This window comes from Enterococcus sp. 3G6_DIV0642, from assembly GCF_002140635.1.
Taxonomy (GTDB): domain Bacteria; phylum Bacillota; class Bacilli; order Lactobacillales; family Enterococcaceae; genus Enterococcus_D; species Enterococcus_D casseliflavus.
Genome location: NZ_NGLH01000001.1, coordinates 1,048,270 through 1,074,921, shown reverse-complemented (window position 1 = coordinate 1,074,921; position 26,652 = coordinate 1,048,270). Strand labels below are relative to the sequence as shown.

Genomic DNA, 26,652 nt, shown 5'->3' with positions numbered 1-26,652 from the left:
CCATGAGCATTGCTTGGCGTTTCTGGAACATACCACCCATGGATTTCTTTTGGTTCACTTTCATATGGCAGACCAATTTTTCCGCTTAGAATCGTTGGTTCTGACAATTGATTTCCTTTGTCATCTTCATATTTGACTGTTACAGGTGCTGCATCTGAACGGTCATAGACATAGACCACTTCTTGCGCTTCTTCAGTAAACGTTCCATGAGCATTGCTTGGCATTTCTGGCACATACCAACCTTGAATTTCTTTTGGTTCGCTTTCGTATGGTAAGCCAACTTTTCCGCTTAATATCGTTGGCTCCGAAAGTTGTTTTCCTTCAGTATCCTCATACTTGACTGTCACTGGTGCCGCATCTTTATGTTCTATTTTTTCCCAAATATAGGTTCCTGGAATGGTTCCGTCATATAAGTCCATAAAATCAAACGAGGATTCATAAACCATTGGTACACTTGGCTCATTCCCATAAGCATCTTCTTTTTGTATCCACCTGCCAGTATATCCGTTCTCAATAAGAATCTCTGGTAAACGAGTAGACGTAGAAAAGATCGAATGCTCGCCTACTACTAGTTCGTTCAATTGTTTCGCGTCTAAAAACATCTGAGCCATACTTTCCACTATCGATGTGTCGAAATTTGATACATCAAGCTTTTCTATGGCTGATTCGCGAAACATCCACCACATATTGGTTACTTTCGCGGTATTCCAATTTGACAGATCTAAGTTTTTCAATGCTCTTGTATACTGGAACATTTCTCTAATATCAGTGACATTTTCAGTATTCCAGTTGGATACATCGAGAGAAGTTAAAGAATGAGTGGAGGCAAACATGTTTCTCATATCAGTTACGCTAGATGTATCCCAATTGCTAACACTAAATTCAGTTGGTACCCGTACTCCGCTGAACATATACGCCATATTTGTTACTTTGTTTGTTTTCCAATTGCTTGTATCAAGTGATGTCAATCTTGAAGCATTTCTAAACATGCTTAACATGCTCGTCACATTCTCTGTATTCCAATTAGATACGTCCAGAACTTCTAAATGAGGTAAGTTCTCAAACATCCAATTCATATTTGTTACATTAGATACATTCCAGTTTGAAACATCTAATTGACTCAGTGAACTATTTCCTCTATTGAATCCTCCAGCAAACATGCCATCCATCCGTTCTACTTTAGAGACATTCCAGTTGGATACATCCAAAGAGGTCAAATTCTTCTTTCCCCCAAACATATACCTCATATCTGTTACATTTCCTGTCTTCCATTTAGATACATCCAAAACAGTTAACGGTGTTACTGGGCTAGCAGAATTATCTAATTCTCTGAACATTTCTGCCATGTTTGTAACATTTGAAGTGTCCCAGTTAGACACATCTAACTCTTCCAAACCATAAGCATATCTAAACATGGCGAACATGTTAGTAACTTTAGAAGTGTCCCAGTTCGAAACGTCCACTTTTTTTAATTTTGGTAATCTAGCAAACATGCTTGCCATTGTCGTCACTTGGGAAGTATTAAAATTATTCCCATTTTCTATAATCATAAGCTCACTTAAATCACTGAATAAAACCGCAGAATTTACTGGCAACAATACTGGTGCCTTAACAACGATTTGTGTCACAGACGTGTAGGTTTTCCAAGGCGCAGTTGCAACGGTACCCGCATTTCCTTCTTCTAACACAATTGTTTTCGTTTCTTCATCCCATGTCCACGGAACGGTTCCCCACGTTCCTCTGACTAATGAATCTGATCGCTCATAAACATAAATGACTTCCTGTTCTTCTTCTGTAAATCTACCTGATGCATTAGCTGGTGTTTCTATAACAGACCAACCGGGAATCTCTTTGGGTTCACTTGTGTAACGTTCTCCCACCTCCCCATTTAATATGTTTGGTTCGGATAATTCATTTCCTTCAGTATCTTCATACCGTATAGTCACTGGTGCTGAGATTAACCTTTCCCAAATATATGTCCCTGGGTTACTGCCATCATACTGATTCATAAACTCATCAGATGAAGCATAAATTACTGGAGTTGGACCGTTATCCCCCCCATCATTGATACGCTCTATCCATCTTCCAGAGTAGGGTAGACCTGCGTTGATTCTTGGCAATCTTACGTTTGAAGCAAAAATCGATTTCTCACCTAAGGTCAGTTCACGTAACGATTGGGTCATGTCAAACATATTATTCGTATTTGTAACATTCGTTACATCCCAGCTCGAAAGATCAAGACTCGTTAAAGATCTAGCCGAACTGAACATACTCAGCATCGATGTGACATTCGACACGTCCCAGTTTGACACGTCAATAGTAACTAATGAAGTCGCTACTCCAAACATATTCGACATGTTTGTTACACTCGAAACATCCCAACGTGAAAGATCCAAGCTTGTGAGAGAGTTAACCGCATTAAACATCAAGCCCATATCAGTTACACTGGAAACATCCCAGTTTGAAAGGTCTAAGTCGGATAGGGATCTGGCTAGACCAAACATGCTACGCATATTCGTCACGCTTGATACGTCCCAACTTGCAACATCCAAACTCGTTAAAGACTCTGCTGAATTAAACATTCCTCCCATATTTTGTACATTTGATACATCCCAATTTGACACATCTAAGCTTGCTAAAGATCTGGTTTGTCCAAACATTCCATTCATGTCCGTCACATTCGATACATTCCAATTTGATACATCAATATTTTTTAGTGTAGTAACGCCATGAAACATGCGATCCATGTTTGTCACATTTGACACATCGATATTTCCTGCATGCTCAATCGTCAGCAAATCTGTTAGACGTTCTGCCGCTTGCGCTTGCGGTGATCCAAACAACCATGAAACGTCTTCTGGAAAAATAACCTTGCCATTAACAGAAATTTGAACAACATTCGTGTAGGTTTTCCAAGGTGCTGTGGCTGACGTGCCGGCTGCCCCTTCTTCTAACACAATTGTTTTCGTTTCTTCATCCCACGTCCACGGAACAGTTCCCCATACGCCTTCCACATTTTCATCTGACTCTTCATGACTGTCTTCTGCACTACTATCTACTGATTCTTCATGACTGTCTTCTGTACTACTATCTAATGTAGCTTCACTGGAGCTTTCCTCAGAAGAGCTTTCAGATGAATCTGCCTCTATACCACTGTCTGTTTCGGTATGTTCCCCAGATCCATTGGTACTTATGTTTTCTTCAGTTGCTGTCGACGGTTGATCGTCTTCTATCAATTGCCTTTCTTCATAACGATCTGCATTTCCATCCGCCAATTCACTTAGAAACCCTTCAGCAACAGGAACATCCGTCATTTCCAAATTATTTTCTAAGCTGTCGTTTTGAGAGCCATCCTTTACTGTATTAGCAAATACCGTGAGCGGCTGTCCTAGAGTCATTGCAATGACCAACATTATGTAACCTAACTTGCGTATCACTTCCCTAACACTCCTTTTCTTTTTAACGTAAACTTCTTGAAACATGAAAAATAATTATTCATGCAGACACTGCCGAATTGGTAGAATAATCTATCACGAGCTTGGAAGTTCTAAACAAAAGTATATAAGGATGTTTTTTAATAAAAAAATCATGTTTTTCACCCTAGGGGGAAATTAAGCATAAAAAAACCTATGCAAAAGGCTTTCTTTCCTTCTGAATAGGTAAAAAATAGGGTTATTATTTTAATTATTTTATAAGTTCGAACATTTTTGGTTCGATCGTTTTGAATAAGAGTTCCCAATCTTGTTTATCTGGAACTGTTTTCAATAATAGGCAGTTGGTGCTCACCTTATACTCTGACAAGTATTCACTGTAGTTTGTCACAATTAAATCAATATCTTCTTGGTTTAAGAATTCTTCCGTCAAAGCTGGAATCGTAATAAAAAAGATTTGATGACGATCACCAAAGTATTGATATACTCGCGATCTTATCAATTGACAGACATACAGATCGCCTTCTAATAAAAAAACAATTCTCTTGCTTTTGTACAAATACTGTTCTTTCAATCTTTCTCCCAGCAAAGTTAAGCTCGTCGTAATATCTTCCAAAAAGTCTTCTGTTATTCCTGATTCAGCGAAAAAGGAGCGCAAAAAGTGATGATTGTTGATGTATGATTTTTTGCATTCATGTTTTGTTTTCTCTATGATTTCTGACATTATTCTATTTTGAACTGGTGAAATTAGATGATTCACGTACCTAGAAAGGAAGAACGCACGATAGATCCATAAAATTTCTGATGTGTACAACTCAGGCGAGCAATCCTTGAGATAGTTTTCAGTTAAATGAGCAAAAGAATCAATGCGCTGCAATTGCTTACAGAATACTTTATCTTGGTCTATTTGATCAAAAGGCCGTTTGGCAATCGTTACTAAAAATAGCCAACAGAGCTCATCTGCACATAATTCCACTTGATAGATCTTTTGAATTCTTTGCTGAATCAAGAATAAATTAAGAAAATCCTTGTTATTCCTAACACTCTTGTAAAGATTTGTTGGTACATTGATCCTCTTTCCCTGACGTACTCGCTCGATAGCAATATATAAATTATAGTAAAATTCATTTGGAGAAGTACCTGTACCAATCGTAATTTCCTTGATTTTAGATAAAAAAGTTTGATAGATCAATTCATGAATCTCTTTTGGAGGAACCAACGTATGAGGGGTCATTTCCCCTTCATAGTAAAAATCTTTGAAAAACTTTCGGATGTTTGCTTCATCGCCTTTTAAATCAATTGGAGTGAGTGATAGTTTTAATCCGTATTCTTTAAGAACCGGCTCAATTTGTCTCAAATAGCGTCGAAATGACGTTTCTGATATGTGAAATCGGTCAATTAATTCTGCTACGTCCTCTAGCTCTCCATAGAAAACGTTTCCCAATAATTCAAACAAAATTTCATTTTGCAATAGTTTTTCTTTTTGTTCAATAAATCGAAGGGAGTTCTTTTTTTCGAAAAGGTACCCATTGTTCGTTGAAACAATTTGCGCACTATCAGAAAAATACTCCTTTAGCTTATTTATATCAGTTAAAATCGTCCGTTCTGAAACCTCATTTAGTTTAGCTAATTGACCCTTAGTCGCTTTTTGTGTCCGCTCAAAAAGATTCAATATACGAAACCAGCGAATAGTTGTTGGATCAACAATAAACTTTAACTGCAGATCTTTCATCCTAACACCTCCCAACTTTATAGAAAATCATACCATGTATTTTTAACCCATAATCATTTTTTCATTCCTTTTCTAACTTACTACATTTTCTCAATGATGTGAACGTCACTTGTAAATGAATATTTTTTGCTATTGATCAAAGACTCTAGTCAAAAAATATCAAAACGATTACTGCTGAAAAGAAGGCGTTATTTATCTAATCTAAACAAAGAACAATTGAAGTAAGAAAACCTATACAAAATCAGCTACGCCAAAACTTTTCCTTTTGTAGGTGCTACCATTTGATTGAAGAAAATTATAAGTTAGAATCAATGATTCGTTTTTTTAAATCAGAATAAAATCATATGAATGTTAGGTAAAAAATAGAATTCCTTAACCACTCCTCGTATTTGTAAAAAATGAAAAAAACTACTATTCAGCATCCATCGCTTTAATAAACACTGTTTTACTTTTTTCAGTTTGTATTTATCAACTCTTATTCTCAATACAAAAAAAACAGCTAAGCCACAAGCTTAACTGTTCTTTCTTTTATAATTGATAAACGTCTCTATCACACATTCAAAATCCACATAAACCCAAGAAAGACAAAGAACAAGCCGTACATGATTGGTGAGACTTCTTTGCCGCGTTTGGCTGCTAACATGGTGATTGGGTAAAAGATGAAGCCCAAGGCGATCCCATCGGAGATGCTGTAGGTCAACGGCATGCCTAGTAGAATCAAGAAGGCTGGGATTGCGATTTCCATTTCGTGCCATTTGATTTCTCGCAGCGATTGTGCCATTAGTACACCTACAACGATCAGTGCTGGTGCCGTCACTTGGGAAGTGACTACGGATAGCAATGGTGAAAAGAACAAGCCGAACAAGAAGAAAACTCCAGTCGTCACGGCAGTCAAGCCAGAGCGACCGCCCACGGCGATCCCAGCGGAGGATTCGACATATGCGCCTACTGGTGAGGTCCCTAATAAAGAACCAGCGAGCATGGCGGTGGAGTCAGAAGCAAGTGCTTTGCCGACCCGCGGCATTTTGTTGTCTTTCATAAAGCCCGCTTGATTGGCAAGTCCCACCAAGGTGCCTGCCGTATCAAAGAAAGTGACGAGTAAGAAAGTCAGTACTACGACCCACATTTGCAGGGAGTTGATGTCTCCTACATGGTTTAGCGCCACTAAGAATGTGGACGAAATACTCGGTGCAGCAGAAACGATACTGGATGGTGCTTGGATCAAGCCAGTCAAAAGACCTAAAACAGTTGTTGCGGCCATCCCGATAAAAATTCCACCAGGAACTCTGCGAACCATCAAGACGGCAGTGATCACTAAACCAAAAATCGTCAGCCACGTCGTACCGACACTCAATGACCCTAGTGCCACAAGGGTCGAATCGTCGGAAACGATGATCCCGCCTTCGCTCAATCCCAAAAAGGCGATGAACAGACCGATCCCCCCAGAGATGGCATATTTTAAATCAGCAGGGATCGCATCAATGATCAGCTCCCGTAATTTGAAGATCGTGATCACGATGAAAATCAGTGATGCCACAAACACACCCGCTAATGCTGTTTGCCACGGAACCCCCATTCCAATACAGACTGAATAAGAAAAGAACGCGTTGATCCCTAATGCGGGTGCCGTAGCGATCGGGTATTTTGCTAAAACTCCCATCAAAATACAGCCCAATGCGCTGGCTAACGCCGTTGCCGTAAAGACGGCACCTTCGTCCATCCCAGATGCCCCAAGGACCGTTGGATTGACGAATAAAATATAGGCCATCGAGATAAAGGTGGTAAAACCAGCTAAGATTTCTCGTTTGACCGTTGTTTGTAAGGCATCCAGCCCAAAAAAGGAATTGATTTGATTCTTCATTTTTACTCCTCCAGCAATCAAGCAAAGGTGTCGCCATTGCTTGATTTTTTATAATGAAAACGACGAAATCAATCATAAACCAACTTTATCTGCAAGTAAATATTATCCAGTTAAAAAAACCAATAAAACGCTTTTTCCAACATCTTACCCTTAGCTGTTTTTAATCAACGTGTAACGACTTCTCATTCACCAATTGCTCCAGTTGTTCCTTGGTGGTGCGCTTGATGGAAAGCTTCGGCAGCTCCTTCAACGAAAAGTAATCGCTGTTGGAGGTTTCACTGTTTTTGATGAAGTCCCCTGCCAAAACATCACAGGCAAAGACCAGCTTATAGTATTGAAACACTTGCGGAATGTCTGGTCTTAGATTCGTATCAAAAATTGCTCGCAGCTCCTTGACCTCAACGAGTAAGCCAGTTTCTTCCAGCACTTCTTTTTTGATGTTTTCCCGTGGCGTCAAGCCAATTTCTGCATAGCCTCCTGGCAGTGACCATTCTTTCGTCAGGCTGTCTTCCACCAGCAAGATTTTTTCGTCTTTTTGGATCAATGCTCGTACATCGACTTTGGGCGTAGGATAGCCCTCATTTTTTTCTGTTAAAAGGGTCAACGCAGCTGCGTCTTGATCCACGACGGTACTCATCAAATGCAATGCCAACTCTTTGATCTCTTGGTAACGTTCCTTATCGTACACATCTTTGCCATAGTACAAACCTGATTCAGCGATCGATAACAGGCGTTTGTATTGCGCAAAATAATCTTTCATCTATTCCCCGCCTTTTCCATTTCTCTGTTATGCTTCTTATTCTAGAGGAAATCGGCGGTTTTGCAAAAGATTGGCAACCCAATCATTGAATTCTCGTTGCTGCCATCGCCTGATAAACGCAGATTTTTGTAAAATCAGCCGATTTAAGGGACAATGAAAAGAGCAGAACGATTTTTCTCAGAAAGGATGATGAAGGTGAACTTAACGCCTGATTTAGTTTCCAAAGAACAATTGATTGGAAAAATTCAAAAAGATATGGACCAAACGATGCTCGTCTATGCACTTTTAGTTTGTGCAACGCTGATTGCTTCGATTGGTTTGAACTACAACTCTACGACAACGATTATCGGGGCGATGTTAATCTCGCCACTTTTAAATGGGATCAACGGGATCGGCTTTGGTTTAGGTCTTTCCCACTTGCGCTTAGTCAAAAAAGGGCTGCTCGTCTTTAGCATCCAAGTCATCATCGTACTTATCATCTCATTTGCCTTTTTCTTACTCACGCCAGTCAAAGATACAACCCCTGAAATCATGACCCAGACGTCTGCGACGATTTGGGATATTTGCATCGCATTGATCGGTGGTTCCGCACTGGCTTTTGCCAAAGTCAGAGGCCGCGACAACGATGTCATTATCGGTGTCTCCATCGGGACGTCCCTGATTTTGCCGCTTTGTGTGACGGGTTATGGGCTGTCGATCAAAGACTATTCGATTTCATGGGAGTCTGCTCAACTCTTCTTCACCAATTCCTTTTTGATTTGTTTTTCCTTGTTCATTACCATCTGGCTGTTGCAGTATGGAGATTTCCGTCACCAAAAATGGTGGAAGTTTGCTGTGGTTGCCTTACCGATCACGGTCATTGGGAGTTTCTTCGTTTATACGACGATCCAAACGACCATCGCGGAATACCATGCCAAGCGTTTTGTAGAAGCCAAACTGGGGGAACATTATTTGCTGGAGCAAACACTTAATGAGCAGAAACAATCCCTTGAATTAAAGCTCGTCGGTGAACCACTCTCAAAACAAGCGGTCGCGCAGCTTGAAGCAAGTCTTGAAAACTATGCTTTGCCCGACTACCAGCTCAAGGTCAATGTCTATTCTGCCAATAAAGAGGGGCAATTTGATGCCAAAGTATTAGCCGAAATCCTCCAAGTCCAAAACCAAGGAACTTCGAAATTTTTGGGCTTAGACTAAAAAAACAGGTGCTGCCCTTTTCAGGTGTAGCGCCTGTTTTTCTTCAATTTGGGTCATTGAGTTGTTCAGCGATTCTCTCGATCAACGGGCGATAATCCACTTGCTCGTAATCTTCCACATTGACTTCGATAAGCGCTCCTAACTGAAAGTCATCGTAACGGCGATCAGTGATGATTTGCCGAAACGCTTCTTTGGTTATATGGTTGGTTGCAGCTTGTCTATCTTCCAGTACATCCCCGTAATGGTACCGTTCCATGATGAAACTCAAATGGCGGTCATCCGCTCGATCACGTAAGTAACGTCTTTCCCATAAGGTTTCAAAAGAAGCAGTCAAGCGAATGGTCAAGCACTCATAACCATAGCTTTGGGCGAGAAAAGTTAGCAATGGCTTCTGTTTTTCACTAAAAGGGTATTCCGAGACCACCAAGCGTTTTCCTAAAGACATGTACAAGCCCAATGCCTGATAGTAAAAAGGCCAAACATACTGCTTTTCGATCTGGGCTTTTTCTGCCAATGAATCAAAGCCAAGGGATTCGGCATAGCACTCTTTGATTTCATCTGGCGTAAGAGCGAAAAGATCAGGAAAACGTTTCTTCAACAGATTCAGTAAATAACTTTTTCCAGTTCCAGGGCTGCCTGCTAATAAAACAAGCATCTTTTTGCGTACCATCTATTTGCCGATCGCAGTCGGCGCTTTCGTATTCATGAAAAGGCCGATCTTGTGCTTGACGATTTCTTTGATGGCTTCATTGGATGGGATCACGTTGTGGCGCAAAGATTTGTTGACTTCCGTTGCCCCAAAATTTTCTTTCGCAATCTTCGTCCAATTGACCAACAATTCAGTACCTACATTAAACTTGCGAATGCCGTTATTGATCAATTCAGGATAATCTTCTTCTTTGACGCCAGTTCCTCCATGAATGACTAGCGGCACGTCTACGACCGCATGGATCTCCTTCAATAACTCAACATTCACTTCGGTTTTGGAACGGAATTGACCGTGATTGGTTCCGATAGCGATGGCTAGCGCATCGACGCCAGTAGCAGCAACAAATTCTACCGCATCTTCTGGGCGTGTGAAGACTTTATCGTCTTCTTCCACATGAATGCCTTCTTCTGTGCCGCCGATCGTTCCTAGTTCTCCTTCGACGGACACCCCATGAGCATGAGCGTATTCGACGACTGCGCGCGTCTTCAAAATGTTTTCTTTGAAGGGCAAATGCGAGCCATCATACATCACCGAGCTATAGCCGCTATCAATCGCCGCTTTGATCTCATCGAAATCTCTGGCATGGTCCAAATGTAAGACAGCATCTACTAGCTCGTGATCGGCAATCGTTTTGACGACATTGACCAAGACATCATAGCCGATGTATTTCGCCGTATCGATACTTGTTTGAATGATGATGGGTGCCCCCATCTCTTTGGCTGCCCGCAGCATACTTGGCAGCATTTCTAAATTATGGGTATTAAAAGCCCCCACTGTAAAATTCAATGCTTCTGCTGTTTTCGTTACTTCTTTTAATGTTGTATACATCCTTGATTCCACCTCGTCTAGTTTAATTGCCGCTGATCGTAAGTTGTTTGGCGATTTGCCGCATTTCTTCCATTTTGTCCATGTAATAGTCGATCTTTGCATCGTCGCCGTTTCGTGCGGCGGCGGCACGCTGAGCATTGTAAAGGGACATCAGTTTTTTGTAGCCGTCCCCGATCGATTTTTTCGCCTGCAAGCTTTTTTCCAATGCGTCGATCGCTTCTTCTGTGCGGGAAAGTTTTGCCTGCGCTAAGCCTAACGCTTCATACAATTTTGCTTGTTCGTCGATGTCAGTTTCTGCTTGCAACTGACTTTCTAGATTTGCAATCAGCGCTTCTGCCTCTTGGCTTTCTTCAGCGGTCAAAGGAACCGCTGGTGTTTCTGTGGGCTTTTTTTCTTTTTTGAAAAAAGAGAACATGCGTCTTCCTCCTAGCGATTAAAAGTTTTTCAATAAGGGACTGATGATCCAAGCATATAGCAAGGCTGCCGTGACGGTATCCACATCAGTTGCCGTAGCGTTAACAAAGCCCATCTGATTGAAGATCGTTACAAGTAGGGCTGGCAGTAACGTAATGAAGAATCCGTGAAAGATTCCTCCGATGATCGCCCCTCGACGTCCACTGACCGCATTGCCGAAGATCCCAGCGGTGCCGCCTGCAAAGAAGTTCGTCAGCATCCCTGGCAAGATCATCGCCAAGCCAAAGACTGGTAAAACGAACATGGCGATGACTGTCCCAATCGTTGTAGTAATGAAGCCTAAAATAACTGCATTTGGGCTATATGGGAAGAACACTGGGCAATCGAGTGCTGGTTTTGCATCAGGCACCAATTTCATGGCGATCCCACGAAACGCAGGGACGATCTCGCCTAAGAGCAACCGAACGCCTGCTAACAAAACATAGACCCCAACCACGAATTGAATGGCTTGTAAGAAGGCATACATGATGTAATTTTGATCACCAGAGAGCGTAGAAGCAAAGGTTTCTCCAGCAAACAAGACCGTCACGATATACAGTGGAACCATCACGACCATGACAGAAAGATAGGTATCTTGTAAAAATTCAAAAGAACGTGGCAGTTTGATGTCTTCGATCGATTTTTTCTTCTCGCCTCTTTCTCCAAACAGATAGGCAACGCCTGCTTCAAAGAGGTAGCCGATCGTACAGAAATGTCCGAGAGCAATGTCGTCTGACCCAGTGACTTTGCGGATGATGGGCTGAGCCATCGCTGGCATCGCTACGGCAAAGACCGCCCCAATCAACCCACCGACAAGAATCAAGACAACGCCCCGTAAACCAGCGAAATAGCCAAAGACCGTCGTCATGGTCGCCATCCATAAAATGGCTTGACCCGTCAAGAAGATATATTTCCATTTTGTAAAGCGTGCCAATAAAATATTAAAAACAAAGATGGCTAAAAATGTCAGCGCTATGTCCCGACCCAAGCCCAACTCATTCATCGCTTGCCCGTTGATGGCTTCGATGGAAGGAATTATGCCTTGCATGTCGAATCCTTCTGTGAAAATCTCGCCGAAATAGGTCAAACTACCGACGATGATGCTAGAACCAGCGCTTAAAACCTGGAAGCCCAATAGCGTCTTTAAACTTCCTGAAATGACTTGACCTGCTGACTTTTTCTGAAGCAGCAGCCCTAACATCGCGATCAAAGCGATCGTGATCGATGCCTGCGTTAAAATATTATCAATGATAAAATTGATGATGCCCATTTTTTCAAACTCCCTTCGTCATGCCTCTTCCTTACAGTGCGCCTTTTTCCGTTAATACTGGGATGATTTTTTCTTCGATTTCTGGTTTTGAAACGATGTTGCGTAAATAAATAATTGCGGTTGTCGGGTCCAAGGCAAACTTTTCAAATTGCGTTCGGAAATTCTCTGCCGTAATGATGATGTCTGGTTTCATTGATACCGCTGATGAGATATCAACATGATCCAATTTCGCCTCCACTCCTAATTTCGTTAAGACATCTTCTGTTGACATCTGAGCCGCAAAGCTGCTGCCAAGACCTGCACCGCATACGAATAAGATCGATAATTTGTTCATGTTTTTTTCCCCTTTTCTTGTTTTTTATGAAAATAGCAATGATTGAAACGCTTCAATCGTAGAGCAAGCCAGCAACTGCGTGACTTTTTCTTCATCATTGATCAGTTCGATCAATTCCTTCATGATGGCAAGATGAGAGTAGGAGTCCACCGCAGCCAAGCAAAAAATGATTTTGACGGGGTCCATTTCTGGGTTCCCAAATGCGACTGGCGGCGCCAAGGTGAGGACACTCACACCCAACTGCTGGGCGCCATCTTCTGGTCGTGCATGCGCCAACGCCAAATGTTTGCCAATGACGATATAAGGACCGTATTCCTCCACCGCCGCAACCATTGCCTCGATATAGCGTTTTTCGATGATCTGTTCTTTTACTAGCGGCTGCGCAGAGCGTTCAATGGCTTCTTCCCAATTTTGAACAGGAACGTTTAATTGAATATGATTAGCGGATAAAACATCTTTTAACATTGGCTGAATCTCCCTTGCATTAATGGCTAATTGATTTTGTTCAAACAAGTGTGTCAATTTGCGATAGGCGGCAGCATCGACTGTCCCGCCGCTTTCTTCAATCACTGTAAGCAACTGATTGAAGAACAGCGTGGCATTTTTTTGGTCAAAGGCGATCCGCTTGAATTGTTCATTGTTGTTTAAGAAACGGCGAATCACTTGGTGATTTTCTTCATTGATGATCGGTGGGATCAGTAATACCGGCTTTTCTCGATAATCGATCTCATAGGTTGAAAAAATCAGATCCACATCGAATTTCGTAATCAAATTGACTTCTTGTGAATTCAAGACTGCCGCAACTTCTACTTCTGGAAACTTCTCCTTGAGGCTGGCTGCCAGCAGATTGCCGGTTGCCATTCCATGGTTACAGACGACGACCGCCTTATAGCTCGTAATGAGCTCGTGGTTCAATGAACTTAGGGCTGTAGAAAAATGGATCACGAGAAATGTCAGTTCATCTTCTGAAAGTGGTTGCCCGACGATCTCTTCGATCGTGGGGGCGAAGCCCTTGACGGCTTGGTAGATTTGTCCATAATTTTTGCGAACAGTCTCTTTGATCGGATTGGGTACTTGAATGCCGCTCTTGGCTCGAACGATCAGCGCGGCCATATGTTTATACAATCCCTCTAACAGCTCTTCTTCCTTTTTACTAAAAGGGATCTTGGTTTGGCATTCCACAAATTGGATCAGCTGCAGCGACAAAAGTTGCGCATGCGCCCATTCGATGGAATTGGACAAATCTTTAAAGTTCAGTGACTCGATGATGAAAGAAAGATAGTTGACTTCGATTTCTGGTGGCTGGATCGAAAAGGTTTCAGCGATCGAATGGATATAGGCTGACCCTTGGAGCTGATTGCTGGAAGTAGACCAGTTCATGCGAGTGATAAATTCCTTCATTCTGATACGCATCAGCCAAATGGCGGTAAACAATAAGATTTGGCTGCTATACAACTCATTTTGATTTGGCGGCAACACTGCTTGCATCACTAGTTGGATCTGTTTGATTTCTTTTTGCGGCAAATAGCGATAAAGCAATTTCGTAAAGACTAAATCTGGGGTCTGTTTATCAAGTGGCAACCTACCGATCCGCTGATTGATGATGTCAAAAATCATCGTCCGAATCGCTCGTTCCGATCCATTCAACCGCAGTCCTTTTTTTCCTAGGCTGATGATCTCAATGCCATATTTATTGATGTCCGCCCGCAAACGGCGCATGTCTTCATCCATGCTGCTTTTTGATATCTGGTACGCTTCTTCTTTTTTATTCAACACCAGGATCTCTTTTGAAAAGGTCAGATGCAGCAGCAGATCAAAACGACGCTCTTCACGGGTCATATATTCCGACTGTTGTGCGTGTAATGCCTGCCAAACGATGGCTTGCTGTTTCGAGGTCAGTTTCAAAAGGATGCCCTTTCCTCGAAGGGTTTGGATCGGTCCGATGTGTAAGTCAGCAAGAAACGTGTTGATCTCATTCAAATCATTGCGGATCGTCCGCCCACTGGCTGCGGTCTCTTCTGCCAGTTGCTCGATGGATAGTGGATAATCAGTCACCAACAGGCGATGCAAAACATCTACGATTCGTTTTTTCACAACTTTCTCTCCTTCTCTGATTTGAGTATATGATTTCGCTTACAACAAAAAAAGTAGATGTTTCTGCCACTTTAGTTTGCAAAAATGTAAACGCTTCTATTTCGAAATAGGAACCTTTCCTCGATTATTTCATATTTCCCTTAATTTTCCTATCCGATGGAGATAACGTTTAGATAGAGGATCAAAGGCAAAAAAAAGCAAGAGCTGCTGCTCTTGCTTATCGATGATGGTGCATTCTATTGTGTATGATCCGTCGTGTCTTCTGGCTTATTTCCCAGTGCTTGCTCCATTTGCTTTACTGCCCAATCCATTAGAAAGATCAACAGCATTGCCAGCACGCTGCCGATCAATGCCCCTGAAAAACGCAATGGGATCAATTTCAGCGGCGTAAAACTAGTACCGATGGTCATTAACAGCAGGACTTGCGGATTGGTAAAAAAATTAGCAACGGTATAATTGACTGGCATAAAAAACTCCGTCAATATGTTTAGAATGATCAAGACAACTGCGATCGCTTCAAGGGGCATATGCAAGGACATCAATAAGAAACCCAGCAGCAGCCCCACGATTCCTCCCAGTACCCTGCCAATCGTGCGATTTTTGATTTTTTCCATATGTTCTCCTGCCAAGACGGCAGCAGCAGAAATCAAGATCCAATAGCCGTTGCTGTCCCGCAACAGATAGGCAATGTAGGTCGCAATAAACAATATCAAAGAAAAGTGCAGCGCCTTGATGACCATTTCTGGTTGCTGAGATAATGCTAGCGAATATTTCTCGTGCAAGCTCAGTTGTTGAAAGGCCGTTTTTTCTTCTTTCAACGGCAGCTGTTCAGCCAACGAAATCACCAGTCCAGCAAGCAGCGAGCCTGCGATGCCATAAAGCAAATAGGAACTGTGGTGCAAAATCTCTCCAAGGTGCGCTGCGTGAAAATTAAAGCCGGTGGCATAAAGCATCAACACGAAGAAATAATCGGGCTTGGGGATCCGCATCACTTTTGACAACAAAAACGCAGAAAACGATAACGCACCGATGATAAAAGGCGCGCTCCAAGGAATCAGTGCTGTCCCAGCACCTAAAATAAATGCCAGCAGCAGCGCAGCGCCGTGGGTCAAAATGGCGCGCAGATTATAAAAAAGGGACCGATGTTGAAAAGCCAAGTAGGAAAAAGCCCCCATCGCCCCCACAGAACTTATCAAAGGGTCCTGAACGAGGATCCCTATAAACAAAGGAACCGCCATCGCAAACCCTGATCCTAACGGACGCAAGACTTTTCGTTTGTCTTTCATGCAATTCCTCCTATCAAAAAATATGTACGATGATACAGCCGTTTTATAAGCAACGTCCTAAACTAGTATACGAAGCAAAAGATGAATATGCAAATTTTTTTCAGAAACTTTGCGAAATCCTCGCAACGATGTCCTTGATCAATTCAATCGCTCATAGAAAACCGTTCATTCATGAAAAAGCAGCAAAAAGAGAAGCATTCGCTTGGCAACTGATTGCAAGCGAATGCTTCTAGCGATTCCTTCTCTCCCTTTAGACAACCCTTATTTCACTGAAGCGCTGGTGACCGCATCTGCTGCAGGTGCGTCATGAGTACTGGCACTAGTGACCGCATCGGTCGGTTCTTGGTGCACAGAAGCACTGGAAATGGCGTCTTCATTGCCGACAAGTTTTTGACCGGTTTGTTGCAAATACCATTCGATGATTGGCTTGAAATCAAGGATGTATTCGTTGATCCCCGCATATTCGCCGTTTTCATCGTGCATCGCTTGATAATTGTGGACGATGTATTTTTCTGGCACCTGTTTCGGTACATGGACCCGAACCGCGTCGGTCGCTCCACTGCGCAGCTGTTGGATCACCCACTCAACATTTTTGAAGGATTTTTCAGGATGGCATTTTGCTAATGGATTGCCGACTTGTCCTGGCACACGTGCTGCCAGCATATTTTGGGCTTCTTCCCGCAGATTGTAATACAAGAATTGGTTGTTGCTATCGGCAAATGTCAATTCCATCGGCATCGAATCTAAGAAGTAATTGATCTGATCGACTGTCAGCAAGCCGCGATTTAGTTTGACGTAGGTATTGCCAGAAACGGCACCGACTGCTTCAGCGGCTTTTTCCAGCCATTGATCATCATACATATCCACCCCTTCCACGGTGGTTGCGATTTTCCCTGTGGCGTAGAGGTCTTCGGGCGGCAATTGTTTGGGACCCGCTAAGGCAGAAACGACTTTGATAAATTGCAAGAAGCTGTTGATCGTCGCATCTAAAAAAGCAACCGTTCGGGCATCGATCAAATCACCCGCTTCATCGAAAGCTTCTTTGGCTTTGCCCAACAAAAACTCATTCCCTGGCATCACTAAAGCATTGACTCCCGGTGCGTCCAAAATCTGGCGCAGATGTAGCTGGGCCCTTGAAGTTCCTTGATCGTAGTAAGAGGCACCCACGATCATTACTGGTTTGTTTTCCAGAGGATGGATCTTGAATGAAAGCCATTCTAGCAAGCTTTTCAGTCCTGCCGTCACGGTATGGTTGTGCTCTGGTGTAGCAATGATCACACCGTCTGCCATCAGCAATTGCCGATTCAAACGCTGGATGGCTGGGCTTTGGGTTTGATCTTCCTCTTGATTAAAGAGAGGAAAGTCTTTGATCTCTACAAGTTCTAAAGTGAATTCCTTTTTGTATTGCTTTTTGATAAAGTTCAGCAGCTGACGATTGGTGGAGACTTCAGCGGCTGATCCGGCGATTCCGATCAATTTCATTGTCTTTACGCTCCTATCTTTTGCGATTAGATGGTTTCCCATGAAAATTCAGCAGCTTCTTTTTGATTGGCGGCATGGGCGTGCTGCAACTGGCTGGTAATTTTTACAAATAAAAGAAAATCGTTGAACAGTCCTTGCAGTTTTTGGGTCTGCTCTTCATCGATCAAGTTGCCTTGCTCGTCAAACGCTTGCAGCGAATGACCTAAGAGAAATTCAGAGCTAGGCATGATCCGTGCTTTTAACTCTGGAGAGTCCAGAATCTGTCTTAGATGGGCTTGGGCACGAGAAGAACCTAACGTCCCATAAGAAGCACCAGTGATCATCACTGGCTTGTCAACAAACGGGAAAATTCCATAGGACAACCAGTTCAGGGCATTGATCAACGCTGCGGGTACGGCATGATCATATTCTGGTGTGCTGATGATCACACCGTCTGCTGCCGTGATTTTTTCGGCAAGCTGGGTTACTTGTACGGGCAACTCCTTTGATTCTGGTTTGTTGAACATTGGAAGATCTTTGATCTCGACTAGTTCGATCTCTGCCTCATTGGCAAACATTTTTTTCATAAACTGCAACAACGTGCGATTGGTGGAACGAGTGGCATTGGTTCCCACGAATCCGATAAATTTCATCCTGTCTCTTCCTTTCTGGTTGGGCTATCTTAAAAGTCTTGCCTGAATGCCTTTAGAGGCAATGACTTCATTTTCTTTGGTTACGATGATTCCTTCGATTTCTGGCTGCTGCTGAATCTCTTGCAAAACAACTGGAATGGGCTTGCCAAACAAGCGCGAAGTCCAGATTTCCCCCAGTAACGATGTCGCTGCAACGATCGTGATGCTCAAATACCCACATTCGATGGGAAAGCCACTCTGAGGATCAATCAAATGATGATACGTTCCTTCAGCGGTGGTCAAGACCCGCTCATAGATCCCCGAAGTGACGACGGTTTGGTCCTTGATTGGCAGAATGCCCAAGGTGTCGGCCCGACCACCCTTGGGATCTCGGATCCCGATCCGCCAATGCCCGTCCGAATGATTTGGTGCAGCGCCGAAACAGACAATATTTCCGCCTAAGTTGATCAATCCATACGCTACGCCACGGGCTTGGCAATGGGTGCGTAACTTATCAGCGATGTAGCCTTTTGCTAATGCTCCGAGGTCGATCCTCATTCCAGCTTTTTTCAAAAAAACCTTGCCTGCTGCCAATTGGATCTGTTGCGGGTCTGTTAGCGCAAGCAATTCTTTGACCTGCATCTTTGATACGATGCGGGCATCTTCAAACCCGATGCGCCATGCTTGGACCAGTGGACCGATGGCAATATTCAGCTGACTGTGGGGAGCACAGCTATGATGTTTGCCGATTTCGATCAGCTGGTACAATTCTGGATCAAGCACAAGCCCCTTTTGTCCTGCCAACTGATTCAGCTGATTCAATTCCGATCGCGGATCATTGGCACTAAAGCGATGGTCGTATCCTTTCAGCTGGGTCTCCAGCTCGTCCAGTACACTTTCTGGTTTTGTATGAGCGACTTTTAACTCAATGGACGTGCCCATCCGCTGAATCGTGCGAGCGGCTTCTCTCACTGCTGCCTTCATAAAATCCCTTCTCCTCAAAACAATGTATCTCAAATTATGTTAGTTTTTTCACAATTAAAGAATACTCCCGATATATTTTTTTGTCAACACGATTATATATTTTTTTATATAAAGAAAATTCAAAAAAGCAGTCCCTTCGTCGAAAGGACTGCTAGCTATCAAGCATTTGAGCAACAAAGCTTTTTTTTCGATTATATATTTTTAATCGATCGTTTCCTCGATCGATTTTAAATGCGCCAGTAATTTTACGTTTTTATTGATTTTGGCATATGCTCGTGCATCGTGTAACATTTCCAAAATTGTTTCTTTCGCCTGTTGTTCACGAATGGCATTTTCGGTCAGTTGGGCTGCCGCGCGAGCCAAGTAGTAGGTCAAATGATTGTCGGAACAAATCGCCAACACATAATTCAACAAGGTATCACTAGTTTCCAAATCATCGACTTTGGCATAAAAGACGCCGCAATGAAAGACGATGTTCAACACCCGCCACGTGTCTTCGATCGTTTTGATCGGATAGGTATAAATTTTCTCAAAGACCTTCGTCACATAAAACTCAGCCTTTGCCCATTCTTCTTCTCTGGCATACACCAAACCGATCCCAGTATACGCTAAGAGATCAAACAATTCCTCCGCCGTTTCATTCATCAATAACTGATCGAATTGAAACAGGACATCGGTAATCGCAGCTTCATTAAAAATCATTTCAAAGCCTTTTAAATAATCATATTGCGCTTTTAATGCTGGTTCATCGATCAGCTTCACTTCGATTTGACTTAGCAATGCAGCCAACTGTTCATACTCGCTTGTGATCAAGTAGAATTCGGCTTTTGCCAATTCTTCTTTGATTTTGGTCGTTGCGACATTCATGGAAGAAAACAAGTCGACCAATGGCAAGCCGATCCGATTACACAATTTGATCAAAATTTTGAGGGACGGTGCCTGACCGTTGTTTTCAAATTTACTCAAAGTGGCTTGTGTACAGATTCCTTCCGAAAGTTCTTGCTGCGAGAAGCCCGCCTGTTTCCTCGCTTCAATAAATCGTTCAACATTCATCGCCTTGCTCCCTCCCATTGTCGATAAGACACTTGTTTTTTTCGTAAGCCGTCCTCAACTGCTGGGTCAGCCTGTCACAGATGCTGCGTTTTTCTTAGAAAAATCACCTTTTGCGATGGCTTTGTCCGTACAATAGTGGCCTTTGCCATGGGTCTGACGGACTTCCGCCAGTTTTTCTTGGATCATCTCGAGGATCACCATGAGGTTGTCTTCATTGGCAACAAAGTCCAATTGATCCCCATCAATTTGCATTTTCGGACAAACGTCAAAGTTTTCATACCATTCATCGTACCGCTGATTTAATTCTTTGTAATAGTCGTACAATGTCGGATCGTTGGCAATTTGTTCATAGGAACGACCACGTTTGTTGATCCGTTCAATCATTGTATCCAAGGAAACCTTGATATGAACCATTAGATCTGGATGTTTCAATGGCGCTGATTCTTCCAATTCCCGCAACATCGTGTTCAACAGGTTATCGTATTGTTCGACTTCCATCGGTGCGATGCGACCTAGATCCGCATTTAGATGAAACATCAAGCTATCCTCATAGATGGAGCGGTCAATGACATTGTCATCATTGGACAAAGCTTCCCGCATCCCTAAAAAGCTTTTGTTTAAGAAAAAAATCTGCAATAAAAAGGCGTATCGTTCTGGATTGGAATAAAACAATGGCAGAACATCGTTGTCCTCCACGTTTTCATAGAAAGGCTTCGACGCCATTTCCTTCGATAAAAAATCAGTCAAACTGCTTTTTCCTGCCCCGATCGTTCCTGCGATTAATAACACATTCATCATCCTTTATTAAATATAGTCACCGACAAATGCTCGGTGCGCCATCGCTTCAAAATCATACGCTGTTCGTGCCGCCAAATCAGTCAAATACGCTTGCACCGACTCCGTCAACATCAGATTGACCGCCGCGACTTTTTCCTGAAGAGCGATCACTGGTTTATTTCGTACGTGTGCTGCGCCGATTTCAAAGGCTGTTCCCGGATCGGAGATCCCTTCATGGTCATCCAAAACGGCAACGACGACGTCGGCTCGTGTCAATTCCAGCATGTCTTTTTCAAAAATTTCTCTTGCCTATTCTGGTGTATTGGGTTCAGATGAACCTTCTAGATACAAACGCGGCGAATAGACCGCCAAGGGCTGCGGGTTTTCAGCTAAAATGCGTTCTACTTGTTTGAGTCGGTCGACTTGTTCGTTTGAAAAAAACGGTCCCGCTAAATAGACATGCTTCATCCTGCCAAGCACTCCATTCCTGACCCCTTCGCAGCCAATCGTCGGATCAACGACTCAACGTCAGATAGGAAAAAGAGCGTATCAGACAGTTCAGCCCAAGCAAAGCTGGAAGCTTCAAACATTTTTAGCAGCGGCTTTAGCCCATCATTTAAGCCTTGGGTCATCAACACACCGATCGGCTTGCCTGACAATGGCCCAAGAGTCGTAAAAGAGCATACTGATGACAACTCCTCTAGTGTACCAAATCCACCAGGTAATACAAGGTAGGCATCGCTCATTTCCAGCAATTGTTGCGTTTGTTCCTCCCTCGTATCCGTATAGAACTCAGTATAGGTGCTTGATCCAGTGACGATTGGCGGCAAATCTTCTGCAAAAGAACCTGATGGATAGATCCACGTCACTGCGCCTTCTTTTTCAAAGACCCCTTTCACGATCTCCCTCATCAAGCCAGCCAAAGGGCCGCAATACACCAACTCGATGTGATTTTTTGCCAAGGCGTTGCCGATGGCACGAGCGGTCTTTGCCAACTTTTTCTCATTTTCTAAACGGGTCCCGCAACATACAGTTACTCTCAAAAACAACAGCTCCTTCTTCACTACATCTGCTATTTTACACAATCTCTTAAAAAAGTAAATACTACATATTGTGTTCCATTATAAAAAAATCCGTTATATTCACCATATATTGTATATAGCCGTTAACATCTTTTCGCTTTTTCTTAAACGTTACAAACCTTGAAAATAGCAGAAAAGAAAAAGTAGAATCAGCTTTCATCGATTGCCTCAGCCCTCTTTCATCCCACATAAAAAAACACGATGCAGCTAGGCTCGTGTTTTTTTATCCATCACTTTTTTTCTCTTGTCCAAGCAAAATTTAGCAAAAACCTGTATAAAAAAATTATTTTTCGTCGGTGGCTGCTTTTAGCTTTTTCAAATCCTCTTGCTCGACAAAAAAGGTCACTTCTCCTGTTTCTAAATCGACAGATGCTTTGACTTCAACTCCTCGTGGGAAAAACTTGCTGGCATCAGTCTCGATTTTCAAACGCATCGTTCCGTCTTTCAATCCAGCACCATAGGTCATCGTACGAAAGTTCTTTTTCATTCCTGCTCGCTCCTTTTTTAATAGCTCATCGACACTGCACCCATAAAGGGTACTCAGTTTCAATAAATTCAAACTGTCTGGTACCGTCTTGCCGGTTTCCCAATTTGAGATCGATGTGCGGGTCACTAAAATTTTTGTTGCTACTTCTTCTTGGCTCATTTGCTGTGTGACTCGATGGTTCTTTAATGCTTCCCCAATTTTCATCTTGGCCTCCTTCTTCTACCTTAACGCAGAGCTGCTGTGGTTTCTGCTCAAATCCATTGATATTACGGCATTGTCAAACAGTTTTGACAGGATTTTCTTTAACGAAATCTCCGTGATAGCGGTTTTCTTTCTATCATAGTTGAAAAAAGAACAAATGACTAGAGAACCGCTTATTGAGTGATTTCGGCATAATACGTATCTGAGCTTTCTACAACATTAAACCAGATTCCATTCAATTAACGTCTTAACGCAAAAAATCCCAGCTACATGAAGTCGGAATTATTCCATTAGTATTTTTTTGTTTTATAATTTGTAGACCTAATAAATCATAAGGCATTCTTCAGTCTCAGATTTGAATTTGCAAAACACATCAGCCCTTATTGACAAAAAGTCGTAGAAAAAGGAAGCTGTAGATTCCTTCTGCAGCTTCCGCATAACTTTTTTCATTATTTTTTCTATCATTAACCGGATAGTTGATCATGCTGTTGTACTTAGCTGTAAAACAATCAATCCATTCCCGGAACAAAACTCAGTTCCCAATGGATCGTGGCTGTGTATGCAGTCGCCTGTGGTACTGCTCCAGAAGGAACTTCTAGCACAACGCTATCCGCCATTGTTTCTTGATCTCCATACCGTTGGATCCACGTACCGCCGCCTTGATTTACTTCGGCGTTCGCCAGCGTTTGTCTACCAGTGTTGAGTGCTCGGCTTTCCCAGTAGTGAGGACGCATCGAATTGTTGGATCCCGTCGTTACCATATCAATGTTGTTCAGCGAGAGTTCGACACCACGAAGTTTGTGGCCATCATTGCTGACAAAGCCATCCTCTCCGAGACGAGCACTTAACGTCCATCCACTATTTTCCGCTCGCCGATCAGTGACTTGGATAAAGTTTGGTCGTTTTCCACCGAATGTATCCCCTTCAGCATTGTTTAATTGTTGTGGTTGTGCTGAATAGGAGGTTCGGCTTGAACGAATCGGTACCGACCCAAAATTAAATTGTGAAATAAAATCGATACTGATGATGCCGCGATTCACACCCAAATCTGGTGGATTATCCGGATCGATCGTATTGTCAGGTTGCAGTGGATCTTTTGGATCCATATCTTGTATTGCCTCAACGATCACCGTTTTACTTGCCCACTCACCATATAACATAGCATGGGCTGTAACAAACTCTCCCACTTGAAAGCGTTCAAAAGGCTCATACTGTGTTAAATCAAATTCATAGTAACCATTTGCATCTGACATGACATGAAAGGATTCAGTATCCTGATTTATTGTTGTGATTGCTGATATCTCTGGCTCAGGGAGTGCTCCCTCTCTTTGAAATCGAATATAGCTGCTTGGTGTCGCCCTGCCAGATATAACACGAGAATTTCGAAGAGACGGATCTTCTGTCAAGGAATCGATGGTCACTTCCACGTTAGGAACATGTTCAAAGAGTAAGCGATTTGATCTCGAATTAAAAGTGGTACTCAAACTTTCCTCTGTAACTGGGAGAAAAGACGTCACACTCGTAACGTTTGTTACGGCATTTGCTGCATTGGAGATATTTGCAGTCATCGAATAAATCGGTGCCCAATGAAAGTTGGACCCGCCACTGATATTCCCATAGTCCCATTGCTTAATCGACTGCCTTCGTGCAGTAACTCCCCCACCGTGGATTAGATTGCCAGTACTCATGCTGTTTAATTTTTGAAGATTGACACGTTTGGCTTCATCTATCACAAATCTAGCAGCATTGTTTGCTCCAGAAAAACCAATAAGATTTTGACCAGTAGCCGTAGTATCCGAACGAATATCCAACGTCGCATCTTTACCAACTTGAAGTATTCCATTAGTCCCACTAAAATTCACGATATTCGCCCCTGAGCTTATTTGATTGATTGCTTCTATATCCAATGTACTTCCCTCACTCAGCATAAGATTATTTCCTGATGCTACCCAGATGAGGTTGGTTGTCAAACCGTTAATGCTTGTTGTTCGACCCGATGAGCGAATAGAAACAGTGCTATCTTCGAGTAATTGAATGTTTCCATTGATTCCAACCATAGTGATGGCTGCTCCATTCGCCCGTGGAATTAGATCGACCGTTGCGCCTTTTCCTACTGTCATATTCCCTTCCAAATTTTGAAAAACGATATTCGCCCCAAAAGCTGACTCAACCCCAAAAGCAGTACCATTTGACTGTAATGTCATTTTTGCGTTCTCTCCGATTCTTAAAGCAGCTCTTGGATCGGTTGGCCAAACCCCGCTTCTCAAATCGAGATTTCCCGAATTAAAGGTGGACAAAGATACTTCCGCATTTTCTGCAATGTCGATTTGATTGACGAGAAGATTTGCTAAGTTTCGGGTAGCAGAAATGTTCCATGACGGATTAAAGAGTGAAGTATAGGTAGTTGTTTGGTGTGAACTAACATGACCGGATAGAATGACACTTCCTTCTGGTTCAAGAACCATACGATTTCCAGTGCTTATCACATTGTGGAAACGAAGTCGTGAATTTCGCACATTTGCAGCTCCAGCACCATAAAAATTAAACGTACCGTAGAGACTTCCATGATAGATTTTCATGTTTTGATAAGTGACATCCCAAGGGCTAGTGGGATCATGTGTCACGAGCGACATCCCTAATACCACTGCCTGCATATCGAGGGTCAATCCTTTTCCGTCAACAATCAATGTTCTAGATATACGAGGTTCCATAAACCAAATGCCATTATCTCCCCCATTGACGTTATGGAAACCATGATTGTTTTGCATATTAGTTAAACCCGCAGTAGCTGGTTCGGTAGAGTGAAAGCTTCGCTCAAAATAAATGTAATTGACACTAGGATCACTATAGGCGATTAAAAATTCTCGCCAGTTGCTGACCCCCCGCTCAACGATTTCCTGCCCCTCTAACAAATAAAGATTTCCTGAATCATTGGGGGCAAAAGGCAAATCTGGATCAGGTGTTGTAAAGATATCATCACGAGCATGCTTTGTTCCATCTTCTGAATCCTCTACTTCTCTCGGAGTTTCTGGCTCAGCTGTTTTATTGTCTTGCTCTATTTTCACAGCGAGCATCTCATTTTCTACTTGGATTTCATACTCGCCAGTTTCTTCAAAGATCAATGGGAGCAAAAAAACGCTTAACGGTTCTTTGGACAGAAGATGCCATTGCTCAGCTTCTACCTGCTGGATGACGACACCTTCTAGCAGAGAAGATGTTTCGATTTTTGCTTCTGCTGGCAAGATCAGATCGATTTCGTCTAGAGGCTGATTAGAAGTGAATTCGATCAAGACTGTCTCTCCAGGACTCCCTTGCTTCGTTTCTGTTGAAAAACCAATTTCGACGTCTTGCTGTTCAGTCCCCGCAGTCTCCAAGGTAGAATGCACTGCATCATCTTCTTTATCTTGTAGTGCATAAATCGTATCAATGAAAAAATTTTGAACTATGGGAAACCCCTGCTGAACAATAAACAGCCCGATAAAGATTAATGCCATTACTTTTAGTGTTTTCATTTTCATACTATTGATCCCACCTTACTTTGTTTTTTTCTTGATGATCGAGACAACAATATGCAAGACGACTAAGACAATTCCGATGATTCCAGCAAACAGTCACCAATTGGTCTCCGGCTAATGGAGACATCTTCATTGTTCAAACGGCGTACGTAAGTAGCATCGATCCGAAGCTCCTGTTTGCATTCACACTGCTCCTTTAGAACGAGCAGTCATCGCGGAATAGAATCGATTTAGATTCAAAGCGCCTTGAAATGGCATATGAGTACTTAGTGCCATTTGCATACCAGAATGATGGCATTCATCCAAAACCTCATAACTAACACAGCAATTAAAGAATGTCTCGCTTCACAAAAGCAATTTATTGACTGCCTAAGTTAAAAGTATCCAGTGGGTTGAGGATCGTTATTGAGATAGAAATTCGTTGTTTTTTATCACAAAAGAAATTTACTACAGAAGCAACGTTAGGCGTTACTTTAAAAACCTTTTAATACGTCTTCATTGCTGTTAT

At 42.6% G+C, this 26,652-nt stretch carries 22 protein-coding genes; 1 reads left to right on the top strand and 21 read right to left on the bottom strand.

What is annotated here, in order from left to right:
- The 4 genes from A5878_RS17480 to A5878_RS05195 form a co-directional block, all read right to left on the bottom strand.
- Window positions 1–3,437: BspA family leucine-rich repeat surface protein (locus A5878_RS17480; RefSeq protein WP_179190626.1), on the bottom strand; the 3,437-nt coding region annotated here is incomplete at its 3' end.
- A gap of 247 nt (window positions 3,438–3,684) precedes the next feature.
- A complete protein-coding gene (locus A5878_RS05205) occupies window positions 3,685–5,163 on the bottom strand; it encodes a helix-turn-helix domain-containing protein (protein ID WP_086294833.1) in 1,479 nt (492 codons plus the stop codon).
- 550 nt (window positions 5,164–5,713) lie between these two features.
- Window positions 5,714–7,024, bottom strand: a complete 1,311-nt coding sequence (locus tag A5878_RS05200) for an NCS2 family permease (protein ID WP_016610053.1) — start codon at window positions 7,022–7,024, stop codon at window positions 5,714–5,716.
- A gap of 160 nt (window positions 7,025–7,184) precedes the next feature.
- Window positions 7,185–7,784 (bottom strand): NUDIX hydrolase, encoded by a 600-nt coding sequence (locus A5878_RS05195; RefSeq protein ID WP_086294832.1) that lies wholly within the window; start codon window positions 7,782–7,784, stop codon window positions 7,185–7,187.
- A gap of 189 nt (window positions 7,785–7,973) precedes the next feature.
- Between A5878_RS05195 and A5878_RS05190 the strand changes: the two genes are divergently transcribed.
- The gene (locus A5878_RS05190; RefSeq protein WP_256925764.1) at window positions 7,974–8,978 is read left to right on the top strand and encodes a DUF389 domain-containing protein; all 1,005 of its coding nucleotides are present in this window, start codon (window positions 7,974–7,976) and stop codon (window positions 8,976–8,978) included.
- A gap of 43 nt (window positions 8,979–9,021) precedes the next feature.
- On the opposite strand, the gene A5878_RS05185 is transcribed toward A5878_RS05190, so the two are convergent.
- The 17 genes from A5878_RS05185 to A5878_RS05105 all read right to left on the bottom strand — a co-directional run bounded on the left by A5878_RS05185 (window position 9,022) and on the right by A5878_RS05105 (window position 26,015).
- Window positions 9,022–9,648 carry a zeta toxin family protein gene (locus tag A5878_RS05185; RefSeq protein ID WP_086294831.1) on the bottom strand — a complete coding sequence of 209 codons (627 nt, stop codon included), beginning with the start codon at window positions 9,646–9,648 and terminating at the stop codon, window positions 9,022–9,024.
- Window positions 9,649–10,515, bottom strand: a complete 867-nt coding sequence (locus tag A5878_RS05180) for a class II fructose-bisphosphate aldolase (protein ID WP_010747730.1) — start codon at window positions 10,513–10,515, stop codon at window positions 9,649–9,651. It lies immediately after the preceding gene.
- 22 nt (window positions 10,516–10,537) lie between these two features.
- Complete coding sequence (locus A5878_RS05175) at window positions 10,538–10,930, bottom strand: hypothetical protein (RefSeq protein ID WP_005225457.1); 393 nt, start codon at window positions 10,928–10,930, stop codon at window positions 10,538–10,540.
- A gap of 18 nt (window positions 10,931–10,948) precedes the next feature.
- Window positions 10,949–12,238, bottom strand: coding sequence for a PTS sugar transporter subunit IIC (locus A5878_RS05170; RefSeq protein ID WP_086294830.1), 1,290 nt, complete (start codon window positions 12,236–12,238; stop codon window positions 10,949–10,951).
- Window positions 12,239–12,269: 31 nt separating this feature from the next.
- A complete protein-coding gene (locus tag A5878_RS05165; protein ID WP_015509266.1) occupies window positions 12,270–12,572 on the bottom strand; it encodes a PTS sugar transporter subunit IIB in 303 nt (100 codons plus the stop codon).
- Between the two features lie 24 nt (window positions 12,573–12,596).
- On the bottom strand, window positions 12,597–14,666 hold the full coding sequence (locus A5878_RS05160) for a BglG family transcription antiterminator (RefSeq protein WP_086294829.1): 2,070 nt from the start codon (window positions 14,664–14,666) through the stop codon (window positions 12,597–12,599).
- A gap of 236 nt (window positions 14,667–14,902) precedes the next feature.
- Window positions 14,903–15,952: an FUSC family protein gene (locus A5878_RS05155; RefSeq protein ID WP_086294828.1), complete on the bottom strand. Its 1,050-nt coding sequence runs from the start codon at window positions 15,950–15,952 to the stop codon at window positions 14,903–14,905.
- Window positions 15,953–16,213: 261 nt separating this feature from the next.
- Window positions 16,214–17,434: an NAD(P)H-dependent oxidoreductase gene (locus tag A5878_RS05145; RefSeq protein ID WP_179190625.1), complete on the bottom strand. Its 1,221-nt coding sequence runs from the start codon at window positions 17,432–17,434 to the stop codon at window positions 16,214–16,216.
- Between the two features lie 26 nt (window positions 17,435–17,460).
- Window positions 17,461–18,066, bottom strand: coding sequence for an NADPH-dependent FMN reductase (locus tag A5878_RS05140; RefSeq protein WP_005234653.1), 606 nt, complete (start codon window positions 18,064–18,066; stop codon window positions 17,461–17,463).
- Window positions 18,067–18,090: 24 nt separating this feature from the next.
- Window positions 18,091–19,029 carry an FAD:protein FMN transferase gene (locus A5878_RS05135; protein ID WP_086294826.1) on the bottom strand — a complete coding sequence of 313 codons (939 nt, stop codon included), beginning with the start codon at window positions 19,027–19,029 and terminating at the stop codon, window positions 18,091–18,093.
- 201 nt (window positions 19,030–19,230) lie between these two features.
- Window positions 19,231–20,082, bottom strand: coding sequence for a helix-turn-helix domain-containing protein (locus A5878_RS05130; protein WP_179190624.1), 852 nt, complete (start codon window positions 20,080–20,082; stop codon window positions 19,231–19,233).
- Between the two features lie 66 nt (window positions 20,083–20,148).
- Window positions 20,149–20,871, bottom strand: coding sequence for a deoxynucleoside kinase (locus tag A5878_RS05125; RefSeq protein WP_086294824.1), 723 nt, complete (start codon window positions 20,869–20,871; stop codon window positions 20,149–20,151).
- Window positions 20,872–20,886: 15 nt separating this feature from the next.
- Window positions 20,887–21,159, bottom strand: coding sequence for a nucleoside 2-deoxyribosyltransferase (locus tag A5878_RS17675; RefSeq protein ID WP_256925801.1), 273 nt, complete (start codon window positions 21,157–21,159; stop codon window positions 20,887–20,889).
- 9 nt (window positions 21,160–21,168) lie between these two features.
- Complete coding sequence (locus A5878_RS17670) at window positions 21,169–21,327, bottom strand: hypothetical protein (RefSeq protein WP_256925763.1); 159 nt, start codon at window positions 21,325–21,327, stop codon at window positions 21,169–21,171.
- Window positions 21,324–21,902: an LOG family protein gene (locus A5878_RS05115; RefSeq protein WP_086294823.1), complete on the bottom strand. Its 579-nt coding sequence runs from the start codon at window positions 21,900–21,902 to the stop codon at window positions 21,324–21,326. Before A5878_RS05115 ends, A5878_RS17670 begins: the two co-directional genes overlap by 4 nt.
- 322 nt (window positions 21,903–22,224) lie before the next feature.
- Window positions 22,225–22,632 carry a helix-turn-helix domain-containing protein gene (locus A5878_RS05110; protein WP_086294822.1) on the bottom strand — a complete coding sequence of 136 codons (408 nt, stop codon included), beginning with the start codon at window positions 22,630–22,632 and terminating at the stop codon, window positions 22,225–22,227.
- Window positions 22,633–23,138: 506 nt separating this feature from the next.
- Complete coding sequence (locus A5878_RS05105; protein WP_179190623.1) at window positions 23,139–26,015, bottom strand: WxL domain-containing protein; 2,877 nt, start codon at window positions 26,013–26,015, stop codon at window positions 23,139–23,141.
- Window positions 26,016–26,652 lie beyond the last annotated feature (637 nt).

Bases quoted from the DNA above. Each gene is read 5' to 3' on its own strand.
- A5878_RS05140 (WP_005234653.1), bottom strand. From the start codon at position 18,066: ATGAAATTTATCGGATTCGTGGGAACCAATGCCACTCGTTCCACCAAT.
- A5878_RS05190 (WP_256925764.1), top strand. From the start codon at position 7,974: ATGAAGGTGAACTTAACGCCTGATTTAGTTTCCAAAGAACAATTGATT.
- A5878_RS05135 (WP_086294826.1), bottom strand. From the start codon at position 19,029: ATGAAGGCAGCAGTGAGAGAAGCCGCTCGCACGATTCAGCGGATGGGC.
- A5878_RS05175 (WP_005225457.1), bottom strand. From the start codon at position 10,930: ATGTTCTCTTTTTTCAAAAAAGAAAAAAAGCCCACAGAAACACCAGCG.
- A5878_RS05195 (WP_086294832.1), bottom strand. From the start codon at position 7,784: ATGAAAGATTATTTTGCGCAATACAAACGCCTGTTATCGATCGCTGAA.
- A5878_RS17670 (WP_256925763.1), bottom strand. From the start codon at position 21,327: ATGAAGCATGTCTATTTAGCGGGACCGTTTTTTTCAAACGAACAAGTC.
- A5878_RS05155 (WP_086294828.1), bottom strand. From the start codon at position 15,952: ATGAAAGACAAACGAAAAGTCTTGCGTCCGTTAGGATCAGGGTTTGCG.
- A5878_RS05185 (WP_086294831.1), bottom strand. From the start codon at position 9,648: ATGGTACGCAAAAAGATGCTTGTTTTATTAGCAGGCAGCCCTGGAACT.
- A5878_RS05200 (WP_016610053.1), bottom strand. From the start codon at position 7,024: ATGAAGAATCAAATCAATTCCTTTTTTGGGCTGGATGCCTTACAAACA.
- A5878_RS05205 (WP_086294833.1), bottom strand. From the start codon at position 5,163: ATGAAAGATCTGCAGTTAAAGTTTATTGTTGATCCAACAACTATTCGC.
- A5878_RS05130 (WP_179190624.1), bottom strand. From the start codon at position 20,082: ATGAATGTTGAACGATTTATTGAAGCGAGGAAACAGGCGGGCTTCTCG.
- A5878_RS05110 (WP_086294822.1), bottom strand. From the start codon at position 22,632: ATGAAAATTGGGGAAGCATTAAAGAACCATCGAGTCACACAGCAAATG.
- A5878_RS05165 (WP_015509266.1), bottom strand. From the start codon at position 12,572: ATGAACAAATTATCGATCTTATTCGTATGCGGTGCAGGTCTTGGCAGC.
- A5878_RS05170 (WP_086294830.1), bottom strand. From the start codon at position 12,238: ATGGGCATCATCAATTTTATCATTGATAATATTTTAACGCAGGCATCG.
- A5878_RS05180 (WP_010747730.1), bottom strand. From the start codon at position 10,515: ATGTATACAACATTAAAAGAAGTAACGAAAACAGCAGAAGCATTGAAT.
- A5878_RS05145 (WP_179190625.1), bottom strand. From the start codon at position 17,434: ATGAAATTGATCGGAATCGCCGGATCAGCCGCTGAAGTCTCCACCAAT.